Raw genomic sequence first — 22,429 nt, forward strand, 5'->3', positions numbered from 1 at the left:
GGATCAGCCTGGGCTGCACCGGCGAAAGGGCTGACTATCGCGCTGACGACGATTGCGGCACCGAGGCCAGCGCGGATCGCCCGGAGCGAGAACGTCACTTGGCGACCTGCGCTGCGCTAGCGCCCAGCGCCTCCTCACGTGCGGAGACGAAAGCCTCATCGATCGCTTGGTAGAAGCGTTCGCGTGTTCCTGTGACATAACGCCAAACCAGGAAGGCGGCAGCGAGCACCAACACGAACAGAGCAAGGGAAGACCAGGAGATCGCGGCGGCCATCACTGTGGATGACACCGGCGTGTAACCGCCAGCCTTGGCAACTCCACTCGCAGCCGCCGGTGTGGATGCCGCCGAGGGCACCGCTGACGGTTTGGCAGTAGCCGATGCGCTAGGAGTAGCGCTGGGATTTTGCATCTGGCTGCCCGGTTTCTTGCCCGCTGTACCGACCTCGCCCGGCGACACCGTCACGGTCGACCACGCCAACAGCAGTGCGACCACGCCCGGCACCTTCGCCTCGTAGTGCACGGTCTGGCGTGGCAAAAGGTTGGTGAGGGGCTTGGGCGCAAAAGTGCCGAGCGGGATTCCGAACGGCCCGGCGATACTCACGGTGTTCGTCACATCGAGGCGGGTGTTGCCGCTGTTGCGCACGTCGTAGCCGACGGTCATGTCACCGGGCGCGAACGGATTGAGGGAGGCGGCGAATCCGGAAGTCACGCCCGCCACCGCCACGCCGGGCACCCGCTCCCCCGATACAGCGAGGTACATGCGCGTTCCGACGCGCTGCTCGAGCGTGACGGTCGATCCTTTACTGGTGCCGGTGGAAAGCACGGATGCCACGATTCCGGCCGCGTGGTCGCCCGGGGTGGCATCCGAAGGGATCAGCAGGTTGAACGGGATCGTCGCCTTGGTTTTGGGCTGAATCGTTACCCGGTCACTCTTCGTGGTGACCCACGAGCCCAGGTCGGTCGGCTTGACGTCGCGCTTGAGCAGGCTGAATGCGCCGGTCGCCTGCTCGTTGATGGCATCGGTGGCGTAGATGAGAAATTCCGCCGGGACTGCGCTCGAGTTGGTCACATCAACGCTGTCGACGATTTGGGTACCGGGGCCGACCGAATAGTCAAACAGGCTGCGGGCACCCTTCGCGGTCGGAGACGGTGCGATACTCCACGTGATGTCGGCTCCGGCTGCGGCGACGGGTGAGCTGGCCGAGGCGCTCGGAACGGCTAATGCGAGGGGCGCCAGCGCGAGAGCCAGGGCGACGAGGCCAGAAATGGCTGCGGGAGTTCGGGGCATTGGGGGAGCCAATCAGGTGAAAGCGAGCGGATGGTTAACGGGGGATATACGGCAACGAGTCGACAACTGGACAACTAGATGAGCGTCAGGGTGAGCACGCCGGCGTAGTTACCCGCGGCGGTGTTCTTCGGAGCCTTCAACTGCAGCAGTGCCGCCACCGTGGTGGTGGTGACCTGCGGGTCAGCAGCCGACGTCGAACCGTAAGACAGCTGGCTAGAGGTCTTCAGGCCACTGGGCGAACCGGGGGCCGGAAGAACAACCGCACCCGCGCTACCGACACTGCCGGCAGTCACCGTGGGGTTCCATCCGAGGTACTTGGCACTGAGCGTCCTGGCCGGAGCGGTTCCCACAGCCGGGGCCGTGAAGTCCGCCATCACACCGGTGAGGTTCCAGTCCGGCGAACCGGCCTGGCGCGAGTCATCCACAACCGCGTTCAGCGTGCCCGAGGCGTTGAACGTGGTGCCGCTGACCGTCGCCGTATTCAGCGCAACGATCGAGTCGTGACTCGTCAACTGCAACACGCCACCGTTCGTGGCCGCAGCAATATTGAAGGTCACTCCGATGCCACTACCGGCGCTGACTGTCACCGAGGCATCCGCCGAGGTGGACGCCGAGAAGGTGAACGAGTAGTCGGGCACGTACTCGGCGGCATAGGTGTGTGAGCCTGCCGCAACGTTCGCGAGCGCCGCGGTGGCGCCGCCGCCGGAAACCGGAACGGTAGCGACAGTGACCGAACCCTCGGTGAACACGATCGAACCGCTGGCCGTGGAGGCAACCGCTGCCGTGTCGAGCAGCCTGATGGTTGCGGTGAGGCTCACCGCAGTTCCGGACGCACTCGCTGTGAGCGACAGGGTCGTCGGGCTGGGCTCGGGCAGCACAGCCCAGGCACCCGAGGATGCGTTGTAGGTCATGGGCAGAGTGACGTACGAATCGAGGTCGAGGTTCGCAACTGACCCGGACCAGTAGTACCGCAGCTCGAACGCGCCGGACGTGAGACTCACAGCGGTGGAGTTGAGCAGCCTGTCACTCACGTAGGGGTTGGCGGCCGCGACCGAGCGGTCGGCGAAGGCGTTCAGTCCGTCGAATCCGAATGTGCCATAGCGAGACGGGGTATTCGGGGTGCGGGTGGCGGAGATCACACCCATATTCACGCCGTTCTGGAACACATAGGTGGCGCCGGTAGTGGCGGTGGCATCGCCACCTCTGGTCGCGATGCTCGTGAGAAACACCGTGTCGGTGTTGACGTTGCCACTCGTGGGCGTGATGACCACACTGCCAGTGCCAAAGTTGATGTCGGCCCGGGCTGCGACGGGCACGAGAGTGAGGGTCGCGGCGAGGGCGATGCCGATGACGATCCCAAGGGACTTCATGAGGGTTGCGCTCCGAGGTTGGTCGAGCGTGGTGCTCGGTGAGGGGGGCACCGACAAACGGGAAGGAGGCGGGTTGAGCCGACCGAAGCCGACCCAACCCGCCCAGTTGAGCTACCTAGCTGGTTGAGCTACCTGACTAGATGAGCGTCAGGGTGAGCACGCCGGCGTAGTTACCCGCGGCGGTGTTCTTCGGAGCCTTCAACTGCAGCAGTGCCGCCACCGTGGTGGTGGTGACCTGCGGGTCAGCAGCCGACGTCGAACCGTAAGACAGCTGGCTAGAGGTCTTCAGGCCACTGGGCGAACCGGGGGCCGGAAGAACAACCGCACCCGCGCTACCGACACTGCCGGCAGTCACCGTGGGGTTCCATCCGAGGTACTTGGCACTGAGCGTCCTGGCCGGAGCGGTTCCCACAGCCGGGGCCGTGAAGTCCGCCATCACACCGGTGAGGTTCCAGTCCGGCGAACCGGCCTGGCGCGAGTCATCCACAACCGCGTTCAGCGTGCCCGAGGCGTTGAACGTGGTGCCGCTGACCGTCGCCGTATTCAGCGCAACGATCGAGTCGTGACTCGTCAACTGCAACACGCCACCATTCGTGGCCGCAGCAATATTGAAGGTCACTCCCACGGGAACCGCAGCGGTGTCTGTCGGCGCGATGAGTGCGCCGATACTGACCGAAGAGGAGCCCGAGGTCGACGCCAAGTACACCGTGTTGGACGGGGTGAATGCAGCGGTGTAGGTGTGCGCACCGTTGGCGACAGCGGTCAGCGAGACGGACGCTTGGCCGGAGGCCACGGTCTGGGTCATGCCGACCTGGGTTGCACCCTCGAAGAACGAGACGGTTCCGGCGGCGGCGGTTGCCGGTGCCGTGAGGTCGCTCGACTTCTTGACGGTTGCACTGAGGGTCACCGAGGTGCCCGAGGCGCTAGCCGTGAGGGAGGTGGTGGTTTGAATAACAGGGACCGGTGCAGACCAGTTCCCGTTGAGCTGGTTGAGAGTCAGCGAGAAGTACGGCGAGCTGGCCTTGGCCGTCGAGTTCGTAATCGTCGCACTGGCGAAGCAGTACACCCGCAGTTCGAAATTGCCATCGGCCAGACCAGCCGCGGAGAGCGGGAGATTGCTGACGTAGTCGTTAGTAGGCGAACCGCTCCGGTCGATGGAGATCGGGTTGGCACCGAAGCCCCAGTCTCCATAGATGTTGCCCACGTTCGTGGCAGTGGAGGTGCGAAGGTTGGATATGTTGAAGTTGATGGTGCCCTGTACGACAGAGGTGGAGCTGGCGACCTGGTAGCCGGCCGGGCACGCCTGGTTCACGGCGAGCCCCGTCAGGAACGGGTCGCTGGCAATGGTTCCAGAGGACGGCGTCAACGTGATGGTGCCGCCCGGGACGACGGCTGCCTCGGCAGCCTGGGCGACACCGACGCTACCGAGCATGACCGCCCCGACCACCATGGCCGCTGCGATTCTTTTGGGGGTATTCATTGTCTTTCCTTTTCTTGTGATGTGGGTTGAATCGATTGAGAGGGAGAGTTACTTGGCGGTGCGGTAGCCACCGACGATGGATGTGACACCACAGTTGCTCGCAACGGCGAAGCCGTACGACTTGATGACCGCCTGGCCCGCGGTACCGCAGACGGTCGAGGAGCCGCCCACGAAGGTGTTCGCAATCGCCGTCTCAGCAAGACGCGAGGTCTGGACAACGTTGTAGACGGTGCGCTTGATCGGGAAAGTCGCGTTGAGAGTGAGGGTCGTGCCGGTCAGCGAGAACGGGCTTTTCGTTCCGACCTTGCCGAGGACGGCGTTTCCGCGACGCTCGACCACCGTGGAGGTGGTGATTGCCGAGTAGCGACCCTGGGCGATGTACTGCCCAATCGAGTAGGGCATGATGTCACCGGCGCCAGTCAGCGCGCGGCCGTCGTGCTCTTCCACCGTGTTGTTGCGGCTCGTGACGCAGGTGGGAAGAGCTGTGTCGGTGAGACCGACCTGGCCCTCCCAGTAGGAACGCGTGCCTGATCCCGCCTGCGGAAGCAGCGGAACGATCGTGACGTCGTTGCCGGCGGCATCGGGGAAGGTCGTGACTCGGCAGTTGTAGACATTGCGCAACGTGAAGGCGACGGTCCCATCGTTGGTCGTGTCGCCGAGCGGCACGTCGGTCGGGAACGTGCTCGCACCGTTGTACGCGTATGTTACGGCGTCGATCGCGAACGGGATATACGTGAGGTCGCTGCCGACGTAGGACGACGACGGGCCGGAGGAACTGCGCGCGTAGTCCAGTTGGCCGGCGATGTTGACAGAGTTATACAGTCCGGTTCCGGCTCCGGCGGACATGCTCAGGGCATAGACGCCGTCTCCCGAACCGTTCGGACGCTGGAAGGCAGGGCCCCCGGACTTCGTCTGAATGGTCGCGCTGCCGACGGCGTTCCACGAGCCAACAACAGTCGGGGCGAGGGTGGTCAAACCGCCGACGACGTCCTGCGTGGTGTCCGATCCGGCACCCGCAAGGGTCGGGAAGGGCGGTGTTGTCGGGTCTGCCTGGGCGGGCAAAGCGCCGAATGCGATCGCCGCAATTGCGAGCGAAGCAACCGCGCCGAGGCGCAGTTTGGTGTTCTTGTGCATTTTCCAACCTTTTTTACGATGCCCCTGTATACGGCCCAATTGGACCTGATTGCCACCCCAGCTTTCGGAACTGGACTTTCTCTCGGGACGGAGCGGTGAAAATCCCGAAGGAAATCTGTGTCAGATCGCACGCCTTCCCCGGAAGAAGAGAGGTGCAATCAGGAGTCCGAGCAGTCCGAACACCAGCGCGACCGCCAAGGCGTTGCTGGGAATCGTCGAAACGCTCGAGGCTGCCGTGAGGGAATCGTTTGCTTTGTCCACGCCCGGCGTCACCGAAGGCGTGCCTGCCGCTTGCGCTGCCGTGGCTGTGCCGACGGTGCCCGCCGGGAGACTGGCTTCGTAGGTATCCTGCGCAATCCCGCCGCTTGATTCCGCGGGTTTTGAGGATGATGTCGTTGCGGTGGGGACGTAGTTCTTGATCGAAGTAATGGTCTGTTCCGCCTGCCCGAGAAGGGTGCTCGTCAGGGGAAGGTATCCCGCGGGAAGCTGTCCGAGCGCCGAACCCGAGACCTGGCCGGATGTCGTCACCTTGCTGAGCATGGAAGCGACGCTCGTCCGGCTGCTCCCTGTGCTCTTTGTGAGGTTCACCATCGCGTAAGTCACCATCGTGAGCGGGTATCCGTCGCCGGTGACCTTGCTCGGGTCGACCTGCTTCACCGTATCGAGCGCAGTGGGCTCGAGCGCCGTCAACGACGCGGCAAATCGATCCGACGACGGGTCGACCCGCTCTGTCGAGTTGGGCAGCTGCAGGGTCGCCGTGCTCAGGCCGTAGCGAATCGCCGAGGGGCTGTCCGTGATGGTGACGATGAACTTCTGCCCCGGCGATTGGGCTCCGCTACCCACCCAGTCCCCGATCTCACCGGCCGAATTGATCTTCGACGGGTCCCAGGAGGTTCGTGAGTTGGTGTTGGCGCGAAAGGCCTGTCGGGCTCCGCTGAGCAGACTGTCGGTGTAGGGCGCGAACTGCAGCGAGTCGAAGCGCGAACGCTCCCCGGTGAGCTTCAACGGAACCTTGCTCTCGTCGTCTTTCGGGAGCACGTCCAGCGGGGCCGTCGACAGGCTCTGCGGAGTTCCGTCGATGTTGGTCTGACCGACATCCCGCATCACACGGTTGCCGTTGGCATCCACGATGAACTCGCCGTTCTCGTCGAAAGTCGGCACCTTGGCGGCGGCGTTGCCCAAGGGGAGGTAATAGGGGTTGACCGTCATTCCCCCGGGAGCCGGCGCCCCGTTGAGGAAGCTGACCGCGTCGGCGTCGGCCTGAATCCATCGCCATACTTGGCGAAGAGCGTCCGCCCCCGACGGGCCGGGGAGTACGAGAGACGGCGTGCGGATGAACTGGAGGTAGTTCGTCGGGTTGAGTGCCACGAACTCGGGGTCCAGGTAGAGAAACGTGGTCTTCTGGTTCTGCGCGGGCAGATGCGCGATGTTCTTGGCCGGATCGGAACTGCTGGTCGGCACGGTGAACGGATATGACTGGGTGAGAAGCTTGGCCATCAAACGGGGCGACAACACCATGTGTTCTTGCCTGCCGTTTCCGAACTCGGCATTGAAAGCGATCACGACACCCGAGATCGCCGCCGGAGCGTAGACAAGTTTTGTCTTCGCCAGTGTCTGACGATCCTGATCGTTGTCGAGACCTCCCGCGCTCAGCGGGAGTCCACTGAAACCAACGGGAGCCAATCCGTCCAGGATTTGCGCTCGCGCCACCGCGTCGGAGTTCGTCGAAAAGCTGTAGGTGGTGTTGAGCGAGCGGCACAGGTCAGGCTGCCACGAGCTCATCGCCCCGACCATCAGCTGCGAGCCGATGACCTTGACCTCGGAACTGCCGACGACGCAACCGGTGCCGGTCTTCACGAAGTCGAGTGGGACGACGATCCGGTTGTCCCAGTAGTCGCACTTCGGGTTGATCGGACTGCCTCCCTGGTAGGAGTTCGGACGGCCCTTTGCGTAGGGCACAGATCCGGCGTCCGGATCGAGCAAGCTGCTGCACTGGGCTCCATCGCCGCCGAAGATGGTGCCGCGCGGCACGACGACGAGCCAGCATCGCAGGTGACCCTCACGCCCGCAGCCCAACTGGGGAGCTTGGTCGGCGCTCTGGGTCTCGAAGTCGAAGGTCCCTGTTCCATCGGCCGCGACGCGAGCGCTGGTTATCTCGTTCGTCGTGGTCGGGTCGAGAACGTCGAGCAGCGCGTTCTTGACGACCCTCTTGCCGTCGACCGTAACGAATTGGTTCTTTCCGGTGTAGACGGTGCCGTCAAAAGTCGCGAACGGCACGTCGAAGGTCGTCGGGTTGTAGGGGTTGTTGTCGATCTGCGCGACACGCAGCGCATTGTCCGGATAGACGGAGCTGCCGAGACCGTTGTTTCCAGAACCGGATCTACCGCCCCACTGGCACGTCTGGCGGAAGTCAGCAGCGGCCGGATCGCCCCAGCACTGCATCGCCTGAATATAGTTTTTGACGTTGTTACCGTAATCAGGCGATGACACGGTGCCTGCAAAGCCTGTGACGGAGACCCGTACGGCTTGATCGATCAACCCGGTCGTCTGCGAGACGTTGATCGCGAGGTTTTTGAACTCGGGGTAGTGGGGGCTCGTCATTGACCGGGCCGGCTGGAAAGTGGAGGCCGCCGAGGTGTCGGCGGTCCATTTCACGTCCAGGCTGGCCGAGGCCGCAGCAGCGGCAGCAGGCAACGTCTGCGAAGTGAGCGAGAGCAGCGGTCCCGCCAGGAGCATCAGGCACATGATCGCGGAGACCCGAGAGGGGCGCATGCCGAAGCCCTGCTTGCGCTTGGCCCGGGGCGGTGTCGACATGGTCATGACGTTATGAGTCCTTTCGTTGGAGAACTGCACGACCACGTTTCCTGAAGAAGTCACGAACCTTAACGTTTGGATTTTTGACCTCGGCCGCGCCAAACATCTCCGGAATGCGAGACGGTCGTCGCGCGCGGCGTGGTCCGGCAGGAGCCGCGGTAGACAGGCGACGGGCCAGTATCGGCGGCAGCAACATCACAAGGAGGACGCCGACTGCCGCTAGCGTCATGAGAAGCACTGTGGGCACAAGAATCCCTCGACCGGGGATGTTCAACGGCACGCCCGCGATCACCGGCGTACCCCCACTGGCGCTCGACAAACCCACGGCTTCACCGCTGGTGCTGACCGCTCCGGTGGAGAGAGCGGCTTCGGTCGCGCTTGTTGCGCTTGCGGTACTTCCTGCCTTCGCTCCGGTCGACCCAACGCCGCCAGTTGCGCTGGACCCGGCCGTCACCACATCCGCCGCTCCGCCCGTGCCGGTGAGGCACTGGTCAGAGCCTTGCTTGTCGCAGGCCTGAGGCTGCGGAGCATCATTGGCCACTTTGTTGGTGCCATCGGGCGAGAAGGTGGGGTTGTTGCAACTGCTGACGTTCTTGTTCTTCGGATTGCCGCCGGGAATCTTCTGTATTTGCTCCAGACCCGCCTGGGCGAGGTTGATGGGCAGCGGCGAGTAGCCGAGGACCTCAGCCTGCTGCTGACCCTCGCAGAGGAAGTAGGAGGCGAAATCAGCCAACGTCAGGCCCTTATTCTCGGTAAAACTTCCCTCCAAGGCGGTCGGCACGATCATGTAGGAGTATGACGACAGCGGGTACGTCCGCTGATCGGCATTGCCGTAGACGCCGCTCAGGTTGGCTGTCAGATAATCGGGCGAATTGGAGTCTTTATTGATCACCGCAGCGAGGAGCGAGACAGCGACATTCGATGCGGTGGGCTCGGTGTAATAGCCTGCGGAGTTGAGCACCTTGGCTACCGGGAAACGCGCATTGAGGGCGTATGAATCCTCGACATAGGTAATCGAGCCGACGGACTTGGACTGCGCGACGAAACCGGCTACGCCGTTGGAACCTTGCTGGCCGATGAAGGCCGTGCCCGAGACGATGGGATAATTCGAGGTGATCCCGCAGTTTGCGCGACCCGCTTTCGCGCAATACGCATTCCAGATGGCTGGATACGTCGCGCGCATCCAGCTGGTTAATTGCGCCGTCGTGCCCGATCCATCCGATCGCACCACGGGTACGATTCCCACCCCCGGTAGTGCGAGCTTGGGGTTGTCGGCGGCTATCGCCGGGTCATTCCACTTAGTGATCACGCCCGTGAAGATTTTGGCCAGGACCACGCCGGACAACCGCAGGTTCGTCACGCGCTGACCGCCGATCACGAGGTTGTACATGAAAGCTGTGCCACCGGCCACGATCGGTACATAGGCGAATTGACGGGTCGGTCGCGGGTCCGGGCTATCGCTGCCGGCCAGCTGGTACGGGATTTCGGACACGCCGAAGTCAACGGTGCCCTGCGAGAAGAGCTGCCGACCAGCCGACGATCCGCTGTCGTCGAAGGTGACCTTCCACCGGTAGTTGTCGAACACGTTGCGGATCCACTGCTGCAGGGCGTTGGCCGACCAGGTGGATCCGGCTCCCGCAACCGGGTAGTAGGTCGTGCCGATCGCTGCGGTCGCGCTCGAGGCAGCGACGAGAGAAGGCGCGCTGCCGATCATGGCCACGAGCGCAACAATCACGATGGTGCGGAAGCCGCGTAGTATCCCCCTGCTGACACAGGACTGCGAATTGCTCACGCGTCTGAGTCCTTTCTGGTTGGCTCTGAGCTACCGGGTGCCGGTGGAATTGATCCCGATTCGGCCGGCCCTCCTGTGGGGCGTTGAGCGACCCCGTGAATCCGCTTCACGGCGACGGCCGGCGACGCGAGACGGCGGCGGTTGATTTGCTGCCACGGCCACTCGCGCGCGGCCCGGGCCCGCGGCGCGATGGCCTCCGCGGAATCGGAGGGCACTGTCGCGACCGGACCGGACAAGAGCGGAGTGCCTCGACGCACTGCCGAGGCCGGCACCCCCAGGTCACGGGCACGGTATCGGTATCCATCGTCGCGGGACTGCCGTACTCTGGCTCGCTGCTGCCGGGCGCTCAGCACGCCGGGTCCGCGGCCGCCGATCGCCCGCGCCAAAGCGAACAGCAGCAGCACGAGCACCATGAGCACGGCGGCGGTGCCGAAACCCCGGGCGATCATGTTGTTCTCGGGTGACTTGACAAATGTGAACGTCGTCAGGGGTAACGAGGTCATCGGTCCGCTGAACGGGTTGACGTTGAGAAACGTCGTCGCCCCCGCAGTAAGAAGTACGGGCGAGGTCTCGCCGATTCCGCGGGCTGTGCCGAGGATGATCGCGGTGGTCAAGCCGGAGCGCGCGGTCGGCAGGGTGACCGTCCACACCGTGCGCCAGGTGGAAGCGCCCAGCGCGCGCGCTGCCTCCTTGAGGTTTCCGGGAACGAGACGCAATACGACATCCGCCGATCGGATGATGATCGGCAGCATCATCACGGTGATGGCAAGGGATGCCGCGAAGCCAGACCGGTTGAAGCCCAGGAATACGATGATCGTCGCGTAGATGAACAGGCCGGCGACGATAGAGGGCAGGGCGGTCATGGCTTCGACTACCGTGCGAACAAAACGGGCGTAGCGACCGGGAAACTCGCTGAGGAAAACGGCCGTAAGCAGGCCGAGCGGAATGCTGATGGCGAGCGCAATCGTGATCATGATCAGCGTGCCGAGAACAGCGTGGATGACTCCGCCGCTAGTCAGCGGATCAAGCGGCCCGGCATTACTCATGTCCTGCGTGAAGAAGTTGAGATGGCCCAGCGGCCCAAGCCCACGACCGACGGTGTAGATGACGACGGAGAACAGCGCGAGGAGCAAGAGGAACGCGAGCGAATTGACGAAAACGGCGACTATGCGGTCTCGAACCGTCTGGCTGTTCTCATCAAATGCGGTGAGGATGCCGAAGAGCAATAGAAAAATGACATACGCCACGAGAACGAAGCCGATTTGTCCCTGGAGCGGCAATGCGTAAAAGAACAGCCACGCGGTGAAGCCGATAGACGCGAATGCTGAGCCGAAGAGGCGGATGACATCGACCGTTCGAATGGTGGCGGTCGACCGGCGTGGTTCGGATGCGGGGGGTGGCGTTCCCACTGGGATCCAGGTGCGCCGACCCTCTTTCATTTCCCCTGGAGCCGGTGCTGCTGCACCCGTCGACGGCCTGTCGAGCACGGTAGTCATCAGTTGGTCTCGTTTCCGGATCGGCTTCGACCGATGATTGTTGAGGCGATGAAATTGACGATCAGCGTTATCACGAACAGGGAGAGCCCGGCCGCCATCAGCGCCGAGATCTCGAACTTGGAGGCCTCGTTGTAACGCAGGGCGATCAGCGCCGAGATCGAGTTGGCGCCCTTCTCGAGAATGTGTGGCTGGATCACGAACACCGGCGAGATGATCAGGAAGACAGCGATCGTCTCCCCCAACGCGCGTCCGAGGCCCAGCATGGTTCCACCGATGATGCCTCCGCGGCCGAAGGGCAGCACGACGCTCGAGATCATGCCCCACTTGGTGGCACCGAGGGCGAGTGCCCCCTCGCGCTCACCCATGGGCGCTTGGGTGAACACCTCGCGCATGATCGAACTCGTGATGGGCGCCACCATTAGCGCGACGACGATACCTGCGATAAAGGTGGATGCCGCGAATGCAGTTGGGCTTGCGAGTGGATCGCTCACGTCGAACCCGTTGACTGCAAAGATCGGGATCCACCCGAGGTAGGTGGAAATCCACTGGGAGACCGGGAGGATGGCGCCGCTGAGGAAGAAGACGCCCCACAGTCCATAGACCACGCTGGGAACAGCGGCCATGAGGTCCACCACCGTCACGAGGGCACTCTTAATTTTGGCTGGTGCGTACTCACTGATGTACAGCGCAGTGCCAAGCGAGAGCGGGAGTGCGAACGCGATGGCGGTGAGCGCAATGAAGAATGTGCCAGCGAGCACGGCGGCAATGCCGAACTTGCCCGAGTTCGGGTCCCACGACTGTTCGGTGAGAAACGAGGGACCGGCCACTTGGAGCGCCTGGAAGCCCTGGTAAAGCAGGAACAAGCCCACGAGAGACATGACTGTGACCACAATCGTGCCGCTGCCTCGCGCAATCCATCGGAATGCGATATCCGGCCCGTCGCTCGCAGAGATGAGGCGTCGTGGCGTGTCAGGAGAGGCCGTCACCGGTGACCCGATGAGCTCGGTTCGAGTGCCGTTTGTGTCGAGGTTCGATTCGTCGGCCACGACCGCTGTGGAGTTGCTCTTGCTAGAGGACACGAGCACCCGCCACGACTAGGACGCCCGACAGGGGGGCGCCCGACGGCAGTGATGCGCTCGGATTTACGGGATCCCCACAAAACCGTAGGTGTGAGCGCCGCGACATCCGGGGCGCGAACATCGGGCTTTCTCTCTCGGGAAGCTTCAGGAAAAAACTGCGGGGGTCAACCGACACGGGATGGCTGCTTTCTTACTCGGGTAGCACCCCCGAAAGGGGCAGGCTTAGTAAAAGTGCCAATCCCTAACCACGCACCTCGCGCACACGTACGCCAACCTGACGAGAGGTGAACAGTGTGTGTCGGAGGTTTCAGCCGTGCTGGCACCGAAAAACCCGTTCTGTCACCGAAAGGAACCGAGAGGAAGGAGAAAGTGGGCACCCCCCACTCACGGCTAGATTCCAGGCGCTTGCGCCCAGCGAGAGCGGGTCCAAAGAGAGATCGTCTCGGCAGCATCCATCACTGCAGTTTGGCCCGGCTGATGCTCGTTCATGATCTGATGCGATCGCAGCCGAACGTCAAGGGTGGTGGTGCTTTAGCGCTTGTTCACACGCGTGTACTTTCGTGTTCATTCACATGACCTAGGTTCCCAAAAATGAAATCTTTGCCCGCGCTTACCTCGATCCTCGCCATATTGTTTTTGGGAGGGTGCTCACCAGTGCTGAGCATGGTCGCTTCGTCACACTCGCCGTCTCCAACTTCAGCGTCACCGTCACCGTCACCGTCACCGTCAAGCCAGGATTTCTCGCTCGGTCCGGTCGCGCCCGACGCAACCATGGTGATCAAGGCCGTTGCCTTGGCAGCCAACGGTTCGAAGATGGCAGTGGAAATGCGGGTACGCCAATCCGTGCCGGTCGACGACATCGGCTCTCGCACCGTCCCTGACGCCCTCATCTCGGCGTGCGGACAAGTGATCTCCCCGGCGACATTCGCCACCGACAGATGGAGTTTCACTCGGGTAAATGTCTCTGCGGTGTCATCCTCGGGCGAATGGCCAGCCGATGCTCGGATCAATCTGCAGCCCTCAGCGACGAAAGTACCTATTGCCTCCATGAGCTTTCTTTCCGAGGCCAGTGGCGCTGATGGATCGGCGCAGTGCCGGCTCGATAAGTACTTTGCCAGCGCGGGGAAGGGCGCGGTCAGTATTGGACTCCCGCACGACGCGCAAACCAATGGCAAGCAGTTCACCGGATGGGCATCGCATTCCTTCGGCTTCACCGCCGGAACCGGAGTGACTCTGTCAGACTGCTCGATCCAGGTGACCCAGAATGGCGAGCGTCTGGGTGGTTCTGGGATATCTCGGATTCCGACTGGCGCCGCATGCATCAACTTGATCCCCGCTGAGGGATCGGTGTTCTGAGACGCTCTGCAACGTGAATCGTGCGACGGAGCGCTAATATTTCTGACTAGGCGCCAGGAGACGAGCTCTGGCAGACCCCTGGTCCGACCAATCTGTCGGGCTGAGGAATGGGCCCGACTGAGCGCCTCAGTTCGTGTCCATAACGATATAAAAACAGACTTCGTTGATTCGCCCTCAGCCGCTGTACTGCTCCGTCGCGAAGTCAGAGGGCGACGTGCTCATGCTGTCCTCGGCGAACCCCTGGATCAATCGGGCGGGCACCCGCAGCCAGGTGGGAGCTGACCAGCGACAGCTCAGCGAGCTCGATTGCATTGCGGCGGTCCCGCTCTGTACCGTACCAACGCGCACAGATCATTTCGACCTCGCCATCGAGCAGGGAATACCAGCCGTACTCCCCCCGGCGCTGATGACTCGTCAGCACGATCTCGCGCGGTGCGGTGGAGCTGCTCCTGGCGAGAGCATCCGCCTGGGCGTCTTCGAAACGCTCGAAAAGGTTGGCGCTACGGGCAAGCATGCGGTTGTTAGCGGAGACAAGGTGCCAGACCACGATGCACTCGTCCTGGCCCGAGGCCACGGAGTTGACCACCAGCGGGCCATGGCCGACGACGCGATCGAAGTGGTCGATCCAGAGCTGGAGTTTCGGACTCCGCGCCGTTGCAAAGCGCATAAAGACTATGCGAGAACCGACCGTCATCGTCTTCAAATCCTCCGTGCTCGGGTAAGCACCCTCGGGGGGGCATGAGAGGAGTCAACGGCTCGCGCTTGAACGCCTACCCTCACTATCATTACCGGCAACCTGCGTGCAGATGAACAAACAACGCTGAACCTTCAGCGAAGTGAACTTCTCAAAGTGCAAGCGTTTTTTCGGTGCCACTTGCGGCCGGTACCGTCCCGCATCCGGGTGAGCGGCGGGAGGGTGATTACCCTCAGGCCGCCACGGTGAGTCACCCACGGCCTCCCCCGGCGGTGGCTCGAGTGACGCCTGTTTCACCGCGGAATCTACCAGCGCTCCGCGCCGACCAGGCTCGTGGGCCGGGGATGGTAGCCGAGCTGCTGCCGCGCCGCGGACAGGTCGAGGGTGCGCTCCAGCCCGAGCTGGCTCACCGCATACCGGGTGACCCGGGGGCGACCGCGACGGCTCACCCGGTGCGCGACTTCGACGGCGGACGCGAGCGCGAAGGCAGTGCCGTACGGGATGCGGTGCAGCGTGACATCAGACCGCCCCTTCTTGGCAAGAAGTTCCGCGAGCACCTCGCTCAACAGTACCGGGGCGTCATCGCCCACGTTGAAGACACCCGACGGGGCTGTGAGATCGAGTGCCAGAATTACGGCCGCAACGAGATTGTCGATGTGGGTGAGGGTGTGATCGACCGCCGCACCCTCCGGCAGGGTGAGCCTCCCCCGACGGATACCCGCGATCAGCCGCGGTAACAGCGTCGTGTCCCCGGGCCCATAGACGGCATGTGGACGAAGGATTACGGCGTCGGCACCAATCAACTCCGCCTCTGCCGCCGCCTTCGATTGCGAATATGAACTGAGGAATCGCTGGGCCAGCCCCGTCGATTCGTCAGCGTTCACGGTCGGCAGATAAGCGTCGTACACGCTCGACGTGGAGAGATGAACGATACGTGCCCCGGGGAAACTGCGCACGACGTTGCGGGTGCCGTCCCGGTTTACCCGCATGGCCGCGTCGAGAGGCGCCCAGTCGTCGGCGAGGGCAGCACAGTGCACGACCGCATCGACCGAGGTCTCGGAGGGCAGTCGGCCGCGGGCCACGTCCCAGATGCGATAGTGGCTGGCATCGGCGACGTGACTTCGATAGGACCAGCCACCGGGAGTGCGTCCGTAGCCGACCACTTCGTGTTCGAACTCCGGCATCGCGAGCGCTGACGCGATGACACCGCCGATGAAGCCGCTCGCCCCCGTAACCGCGATTCTCATGTCAGTGCCCTGACTTGAGATATCGCGAGACCGCCTCGGAGAGCGCTCTGCGATCCAGCTTGCTGCTGCGCCCGGCCCGCGGCAGTGCGTCCGCGACCAGTAGGAGGTCGGGCAGCACCGCGGCATCCACGAGCCCCGGAAGGGCGGCGCTCACCGTCTCGATCACCGGATGCTGCGCACCGAAGCCGCGCGCAACATCCGCCCCACCACCCCGCGCGCCTGGCACAATCACCAGCACGATGCGATCGTCACCGATTTCATTCGGCACACCGACCATCGCCACGTCTGCGACCCCGGTGATGCCAGCGATCACCGGTTCATAGAGACCCGGGTATACGTTGGTCGACCCGCGGATGAACATGTCCTTGCTGCGTCCGTGCAGCACAAGGGAGTCGCCGTTGAGCTCAGCGAGATCCCCCGTATTGAGGCAGACGAGCGGATGCCCCGGAAGGTCGGCGAGGTACCCGACCGCGAGCCCATCCCCGGCGAGAACGAGCTCGCCGTCGCCCGCCGCATTCGTCTCGATGCGGGCCCGGATGGCGGGGAGCACTGTTCCCACGTAGTCCCCTGCCCCCACGAAGGCGAGCTTGTCATCACCGTCGGCGATGGCCACCGACAGAATCTCGGTCATGCCATAGATCGCGCAGACCCGCACCGCCGGCCAACGCCGCTTGACCCGTTCGAGCAGCGGGCGCAGCACGGGGGCGCCGCCGATCAGCAGGGTTGCGAGCTGCGGCGTCTTCTCCGGGTGCTCGTCGAGCAGCGCGAGCAGGGAGTCGAGCGCGGCCGGCACCATGAAGAGCGCGTCGGTGCCGGGCAGCACGTCAAGGTAGTGCGCCGGCTTCGCGCCCGCATCCGTGCCGACCGCTGGCAGTCGCCAGTGCGCCCCCGCGATGAGGGCAGGGATTCCGATCATCAACTGGTCGGTGAGCAACCGGTCGCCCGGCGCGAACCGCACGTGCGCGGCGAACCCGGCGAGCCCGGTGCCGAGCGAGCTGCGGGAGTGCACGACGGCTTTCGGCTTGGCGGTCGTGCCGCTGGTGAAGATGATGAGCGCTTCGGATCTGGCTCGACCAGCAGAGGTGAGACGCCCAGCGGCTCGCCGACCGGACAGCAGCCTGCGCAGCCGCAGCGCCCCGCTCGGCACACCCGGCAGCCAGGGTCCGGCCACGATGTGCCTGGCGTCCGGAACCACGACCGAATACGGCGGAAGCTCGAGTCCGCGCCGACGCGCGAACGACCTCAGCGGCCGGGACGACGCGAAGTAGAGCAGGGATTCTGCGGCAACCCAGCGTGGTGCGGCGAGCGCGGCCCGTGCCCGGAACATCGACTCCCCGGCCCCGGGGTCGGCGAAGACGACGGTGCCTCCCGCCGAAATGATGCCGAGGGCGAGACAGATGCCATCGACGCCGGGGCGCACCGAGAACAGCACGCGATCCCCAGCGCGGAATCCTGCCGCCTCGAGTGAGACAGCGACCGAGGCGATGCGTGAGTCGAGATCGCGGTAGGCCAGAGTGCGACGGCCCTGGCTGAGAGCCGGGGCATCCGGATGCTCACGGCACGAGTCAAGCAACAGGTCGAGCAGGTCGACGCTCACCTACCGATCACCACCGTCGCATAGCTCGGAATCAGCACACCGCGGGCGGGCCGCCGTGAAATGACGCGAAGATCCCCCTGAGGAGCCGCCACGAGCATGGCATTACAGACCAACCGGATCTGCGCCATAGCGAGCGGTGCCCCCAGGCAGAAGTGCGACCCGGCACCGAACCACAGCTGGCGCACAGTCGCTGCGGTGTTGGCCTCCGGATCGAAGGGGCCCAACGCACGATTGGCCGCGAAGGTGGCGAGAATCACGCGGTCCCCCGGGCGCACGGCAACCGGGCCGATGGCATCCGCCGCCACTACCGATCGGAGCATCACCGGGGACGGCGTCGTCACGCGGAGCGCCTCGGCAATCGCTGGCTCGACGAGACTACGATCCGCCGCAATGAGAGGTAACCACCCGCTGTCGATGAGCAGGCATACCAATCGGGGAATATACGAGACGAGGGTCTCGGTACCGGTGAGCACGAAGGCGCCCACCGCCCCCATCGCCTCGGATTCGGTGAGGCCGAGCGCACGCATCCGCCCCGGAACCGTGCGATCATCTCCAGCCCGGTAGGCGCGCTGAGCATGCGAAGTGAGCTCGGCCATCACCACCCGGGCGCGCGCGACCTGCATCGGTGTGAGTTTCGTCCGGGTGAGGCGCACCATCGACGTGATCGACGAGACCTTGCGGAACAAGACTGTGGTCAGCTCGGCGCAATCGAGACCGACCAACCGGCTGATCGCGATGCTCGAATAACGCCTCACCTCCTCGACCAGGTCAACCTGCTCCCCCTTCGACAGCCGCTCTCTGAGCTGCGCGACCGGCTCACCGAGACTCTCGGTAACCATCGGCTCGACGAAGGACGGAGCGAAGATCGGAGCGAGTTTACGCCGAAGGGCCTGGTGGTCCGCACCCTCCATGTTGAGCAGGACGCTCGGTCCGAGCACGTCGGTCCAGAGGTCGGCCGGCGAACCCGGACCGGTCTTGGTGAAGCTCGTGGTGTTCAAGAGAGTGGAGCGCAGCAGCGCGGCATCCCGCACCAGGATGCCGAGACCGGGCACCCGGAGCACCGGCCCGCGCGCCGCACGCAGCACGGGATAGGCGATCGGATGCGCCGCGCGCATCACCCGCTCCTCCCACCTGGCGGCAAGCCTGTGCGGAGCCGGGCTGCCCGGTGCTGATGTTCCCGGTGCCGATGTTCCCGGTGCCGATGAGACCGGTGGCAGCCTCATCGGATGTCCACATGCTCGGGCCGATACTGGTGGTCTTTGTACCAGAGCAGGGTGTTCTTCAGCCCCCAGGCGCTCACCCGGCGACTCGATCCGAAGACCACGATGTCCGAGCGGCGGGCGTAACGTGGCGTGATCCGGCGCACCGCGTTGACGAGCGCGCGATCCTCGTGCAGGTCCTCGATGCGACTGCGGGGGAATCCGCCGCTTGCCAGGTACAGCTCCGCCGTGATGCCAACGTTGCAGCCAGCGGCCATCATGTAGGGGCCGAGGTATTCGGGTGATTTGTTCTCCCGTCGCACCCGCCCGAATGCCTCCGCGAGATGCACGGCGCCGCGCAGGCTCATGCGGGTGAACCAGGAAAGGCCCTCGTCGGTGCGCGGCACAAGCTCGCCACCCACCAGTTCCAGCCCATCGACTGTGAGTGCCCGGCGCATGCTCGCCGTCCAGTCGGGGCGAGGGAGGCAGTCGGAGTCGGTGCGAGCGAGGATACCGGCCCCTGCCAGTATGGCGGCGCGCATCCCGGTGTCCGCGGCAGCTCCGGTGCCCTTTTGCGGCTCGTGGATGACGCGCCAGCGCGGGTGATCCGCCACACACCGCTCGATGATGGCCACCGAATCGTCGGTGGAGCCGTTGTCGACGAATACGACATCGAAGTCCTGGTCGTGCTGGGCTGCGAGCGCGGCGAGCGTCGGCCGGATCCATCCCGACTCGTTGTAGACCGGCACCACGATGGCAAGCCTGGTCGAGATCGACGCCATCACAGTCGAAGCACCATCACGCCGAGGCTGATGCCACCGGCCAGCCCGATCAGGGCCACGAGACTTCCCTCGCGGATGCGCCCGGCATCCCGTGCAAGCAGCAGCTGCAGGGGCAGGGTGACCGAGGCGAGATTGCCGTGATCCTCGATCGTGATGATCGTCTTGTCGTCGGCCACTCCGAGACGATCAAAAATCGGCGGAAGATACGGCAGCGCCACCTGGTGGATGGCCACGAGATCGAAGTCACTCCAGTCGAGGTCGAGCTTCTGCAGGGTGGCGAGCACGGCATCCGGTCCGAGGTCGAGGAAAGCCTGCTGCAGCGCGGGACCGTCCATGTCGAAGTGACTACCGTGCTCGGCGTGCGGGTCCATCGATCCGCCGGTGCCGAGCGTGCCGATCCCCCAGTGGCTGGAAACCGCCACGAAGGTGGAGCCGAGGATGCCGGAGGTATCGCCGCTGCGCTCGAGGATGACGGCCGCTCCCCCGTCGCTCATCGTGTAGCCGGGGAACGACCGGAGGAACTGCTCCTTGCTCTCGAGCCGCCAGCGAACCGCATGCGAGGGCTGCTCCCCGCTCGCGATGAGCACCCGCTGATACTGTCCGCTGACGATGAGGGCATCCGCCACCTGCATCGCGTTCAGCACACTGTTACAGGCGTTCTTGATGTCCATGACCGGGCAGTCGAGGCCCAGTTTCGACGCGACGATGTGACTGGTCGCCGGCTCGATCAGGTCCTGGCTTGCGCTCGCGAAGATGAGGAGATCGATCGGTCCGGGCGAGTCAGCGAGAGCCGCGCGCGCTGCGGCCGCTGCGAGATCGGAGGTCTGCCAACCGTGAGGCCGCAGATGCACTTTCTTGACGCCGGTGAGGCGTCCGATCATGCCCGTTGCCAGCTTCAGCTGTGGATTGTGGCGCCGCAGATCCGCTTCCGTCTGGAAGGTCGATCGTGTCGTTTCCGGGAGGTAGACACCGAGTCCGGAAACACGTGATCGGGAGGTGTGCACGGTACGACACTAGCTGCGGCGCCCGGTGCGGCTGTGCGCCTCGGCGTGTTTCGCCGCGAGCGTCTCCGCCTCGAGCGCCTCCGCTTCGAAAACCTAGACCTCGATCTGCTACGCCTCGAGAACCTCGCCTCGAGAACCTACGCCTCGAGAACCTCGCTGAGCTCGAGCCAGCGAAGCTCGAGTTCGGCCATCGAATCCTCGAGGGGCTTGAGTTCGCCCTGCAGCGCGGCGAGCCCGGTGAAATCGCCCTGGTCATGGCTCGCGAAGCGATCGTGCACCACGGAGATCTGGGTGGTGACCTTCTCGAGCTTGCGACTCACCGATCCGAGTTCCTTTTGCGCATTGCGCAGTTCGGCGCCGGCAAGCTTGGTTCGTCCCTTCGAGTTGACGCCAGCGGGCGCCGCGCTGGTCGAGACCCGGTGCGACTCCGTGACGGTCTGGCCCTTGGTGGTCTGCTGCGACCGCAACTGCAGGTACTGATCGACGCCGCCCGGGAGGTGCCGCATCCGCTTGTCGAGGATCGCGTACTGGTTGTCGGTGACGCGCTCGATCAGGTACCGGTCATGACTCACCACAAGAAGGGTGCCGGGCCACGAGTCGAGCAGGTCTTCGATGGCGGCGAGGATGTCGGTGTCAAGATCGTTCGTTGGCTCGTCCAGGATGAGCACGTTGGGCTCCCCGAGCAGGATGAGCAGCAGTTGGAGACGGCGACGCTGGCCGCCGGAGAGGTCCTTTACCTTGGTGCTCAGCTGCGCAGACATGAATCCCATGCGCTCGAGCAGCTGGCCGGGAGTGAGCTCCTTGCCGCCGGTGACGTAAGAGCTCTTTTGGCGGGCGATAACATCCATCACCCGGTCTTCGAGGATGTCCGCGAGCTCGCCGAGCTGCTGGCTGAGGATCGCGACCCGGATTGTCTTGCCGCGCTTTACCCGGCCACTGGTCGGAAGCAGGGTGCCGGCGATGAGGCTGAGCAACGTGGACTTTCCGGCACCGTTCACGCCGAGGATGCCGGTGCGTTCGCCCGGCGCAACCCGCCATTCGATGTCTTTCAGAATCTCGACGCCACCGGTCGTGTGGCCATCCGCGTTCGTGGTGCCGCCGTAGGTCACTCCGACATCGAGCAGGTCGACGACGTCCTTGCCGAGGCGAGCGGTGGCGAGCTGGCTTAGGGCAACGGTGTCGCGGGGAGGCGGCTCGTTCGCGATCAGGTCGTAGGCGGCATCCATCCGGAACTTGGGTTTGGTACTGCGGGCCGGGGCGCCGCGGCGCAGCCAGGCGAGCTCTTTGCGGGCGAGGTTCTGGCGCTTCGACTCCATGGTCGCGGCCATCTCATCACGCTCGACCCGCTGCAGGATGTATGCGGCATAGCCACCCTCGAACGGCTCGATCAGCTGGTCGTGCACCTCCCAGGTGTCGGTGGACACCTCGTCGAGGAACCACCGATCGTGAGTGACGACGACGAGTCCGCCCTGGTTCGGCGACCAGCGCTTGTTGAGGTGCCCGGCGAGCCAGGCGATGCCCTCGACGTCGAGGTGGTTGGTTGGCTCGTCGAGGAAGATGACGTCCCAGTCCCCCACGAGGAGTTTGGCGAGAGCGACGCGGCGGCGCTGGCCTCCGGAGAGTTCGCCGATGGTGGCCTCCCACGGCACATCGAGTAGCAGTCCGTCGATGACATCGCGGATGCGGGCGTCCCCCGCCCATTCGTACTCGTCCTTGTCGCCGACGATGGCGTCCTTGACGACGAGGTCTTCCGGAAGCAGGTCGGCCTGGTCGAGCATCCCCAGCGTGACGCCGTTGCGGCGGGTCACGCGGCCGGCGTCGGGTTCGATGCGCCCGCTCAGCAGGCGAAGCAGGGTCGATTTGCCGTCGCCGTTGCGCCCGACGACGCCGATGCGGTTGCCCTCATCGAGGCCGATCGTGACCCGGTCGAAGATGACACGGGTGGGATATTCGAGGTGAAGGGACTCGGCGCCCAGGAGATGTGCCACTGAACGACTGTAGCTGCTGCGGAGAGCCCTGCCGTTCGGTCTCGCTCTCGGCGCAATCCGCATGCCACTCGCTTGATCGACTTGGTAGTTGTTGCGACTTTGCCGCGCC

At 64.3% G+C, this 22,429-nt stretch carries 17 protein-coding genes; 1 reads left to right on the forward strand and 16 read right to left on the reverse strand.

Annotation, left to right across the window (positions count from 1 at the left end):
- Positions 1–94: 94 nt before the first annotated feature.
- The 9 genes from RCH11_RS05780 to RCH11_RS05820 form a co-directional block, all read right to left on the reverse strand.
- The gene (locus RCH11_RS05780) at positions 95–1,288 is read right to left on the reverse strand and encodes a WxL protein peptidoglycan domain-containing protein (protein WP_327056041.1); all 1,194 of its coding nucleotides are present in this window, start codon (positions 1,286–1,288) and stop codon (positions 95–97) included.
- 74 nt (positions 1,289–1,362) lie between these two features.
- Complete coding sequence (locus tag RCH11_RS05785) at positions 1,363–2,709, reverse strand: Ig-like domain repeat protein (RefSeq protein WP_327056042.1); 1,347 nt, start codon at positions 2,707–2,709, stop codon at positions 1,363–1,365.
- Positions 2,710–2,794: 85 nt separating this feature from the next.
- Positions 2,795–4,138, reverse strand: coding sequence for an Ig-like domain repeat protein (locus tag RCH11_RS05790; RefSeq protein ID WP_327056043.1), 1,344 nt, complete (start codon positions 4,136–4,138; stop codon positions 2,795–2,797).
- Between the two features lie 48 nt (positions 4,139–4,186).
- Positions 4,187–5,272, reverse strand: coding sequence for a hypothetical protein (locus RCH11_RS05795; protein WP_327056044.1), 1,086 nt, complete (start codon positions 5,270–5,272; stop codon positions 4,187–4,189).
- A gap of 120 nt (positions 5,273–5,392) precedes the next feature.
- Positions 5,393–8,086 (reverse strand): hypothetical protein, encoded by a 2,694-nt coding sequence (locus RCH11_RS05800; RefSeq protein WP_327056045.1) that lies wholly within the window; start codon positions 8,084–8,086, stop codon positions 5,393–5,395.
- A gap of 10 nt (positions 8,087–8,096) precedes the next feature.
- Complete coding sequence (locus RCH11_RS05805; protein WP_327056046.1) at positions 8,097–9,878, reverse strand: phosphate ABC transporter substrate-binding protein PstS; 1,782 nt, start codon at positions 9,876–9,878, stop codon at positions 8,097–8,099.
- A complete protein-coding gene (gene pstA, locus RCH11_RS05810; protein ID WP_327056047.1) occupies positions 9,875–11,374 on the reverse strand; it encodes a phosphate ABC transporter permease PstA in 1,500 nt (499 codons plus the stop codon). Before pstA ends, RCH11_RS05805 begins: the two co-directional genes overlap by 4 nt.
- Positions 11,374–12,459 (reverse strand): phosphate ABC transporter permease subunit PstC, encoded by a 1,086-nt coding sequence (pstC, locus tag RCH11_RS05815; protein WP_327056048.1) that lies wholly within the window; start codon positions 12,457–12,459, stop codon positions 11,374–11,376. The genes pstA and pstC overlap by 1 nt, the downstream gene beginning before the upstream one ends.
- 536 nt (positions 12,460–12,995) lie before the next feature.
- Positions 12,996–13,403, reverse strand: coding sequence for a hypothetical protein (locus tag RCH11_RS05820; RefSeq protein WP_327056049.1), 408 nt, complete (start codon positions 13,401–13,403; stop codon positions 12,996–12,998).
- Between the two features lie 97 nt (positions 13,404–13,500).
- On the opposite strand from RCH11_RS05820, the gene RCH11_RS05825 reads away from it, so the two are divergent.
- Positions 13,501–13,809 (forward strand): hypothetical protein, encoded by a 309-nt coding sequence (locus RCH11_RS05825; RefSeq protein ID WP_327056050.1) that lies wholly within the window; start codon positions 13,501–13,503, stop codon positions 13,807–13,809.
- A gap of 202 nt (positions 13,810–14,011) precedes the next feature.
- Here RCH11_RS05825 and RCH11_RS05830 read toward each other — a convergent pair whose 3' ends face one another.
- The 7 genes from RCH11_RS05830 to RCH11_RS05860 all read right to left on the reverse strand — a co-directional run bounded on the left by RCH11_RS05830 (position 14,012) and on the right by RCH11_RS05860 (position 22,320).
- Complete coding sequence (locus tag RCH11_RS05830; RefSeq protein ID WP_327056051.1) at positions 14,012–14,503, reverse strand: hypothetical protein; 492 nt, start codon at positions 14,501–14,503, stop codon at positions 14,012–14,014.
- Positions 14,504–14,808: 305 nt separating this feature from the next.
- A complete protein-coding gene (locus RCH11_RS05835) occupies positions 14,809–15,750 on the reverse strand; it encodes an NAD-dependent epimerase/dehydratase family protein (RefSeq protein WP_327056052.1) in 942 nt (313 codons plus the stop codon).
- Between the two features lies 1 nt (position 15,751).
- The gene (locus RCH11_RS05840; RefSeq protein ID WP_327056053.1) at positions 15,752–17,347 is read right to left on the reverse strand and encodes a class I adenylate-forming enzyme family protein; all 1,596 of its coding nucleotides are present in this window, start codon (positions 17,345–17,347) and stop codon (positions 15,752–15,754) included.
- Positions 17,344–18,462 carry a cytochrome P450 gene (locus RCH11_RS05845; protein WP_327056054.1) on the reverse strand — a complete coding sequence of 373 codons (1,119 nt, stop codon included), beginning with the start codon at positions 18,460–18,462 and terminating at the stop codon, positions 17,344–17,346. Before RCH11_RS05845 ends, RCH11_RS05840 begins: the two co-directional genes overlap by 4 nt.
- 104 nt (positions 18,463–18,566) lie before the next feature.
- Positions 18,567–19,328, reverse strand: a complete 762-nt coding sequence (locus RCH11_RS05850) for a glycosyltransferase family 2 protein (protein ID WP_327056055.1) — start codon at positions 19,326–19,328, stop codon at positions 18,567–18,569.
- Complete coding sequence (locus RCH11_RS05855; RefSeq protein WP_327056056.1) at positions 19,328–20,332, reverse strand: 3-oxoacyl-ACP synthase III family protein; 1,005 nt, start codon at positions 20,330–20,332, stop codon at positions 19,328–19,330. The genes RCH11_RS05850 and RCH11_RS05855 overlap by 1 nt, the downstream gene beginning before the upstream one ends.
- 137 nt (positions 20,333–20,469) lie before the next feature.
- On the reverse strand, positions 20,470–22,320 hold the full coding sequence (locus tag RCH11_RS05860) for an ABC-F family ATP-binding cassette domain-containing protein (RefSeq protein ID WP_327056057.1): 1,851 nt from the start codon (positions 22,318–22,320) through the stop codon (positions 20,470–20,472).
- Positions 22,321–22,429: the final 109 nt, after the last annotated feature.

Source organism: Glaciihabitans sp. GrIS 2.15 (assembly GCF_035984695.1).
Classification (GTDB): Bacteria; Actinomycetota; Actinomycetes; order Actinomycetales; family Microbacteriaceae; genus Lacisediminihabitans.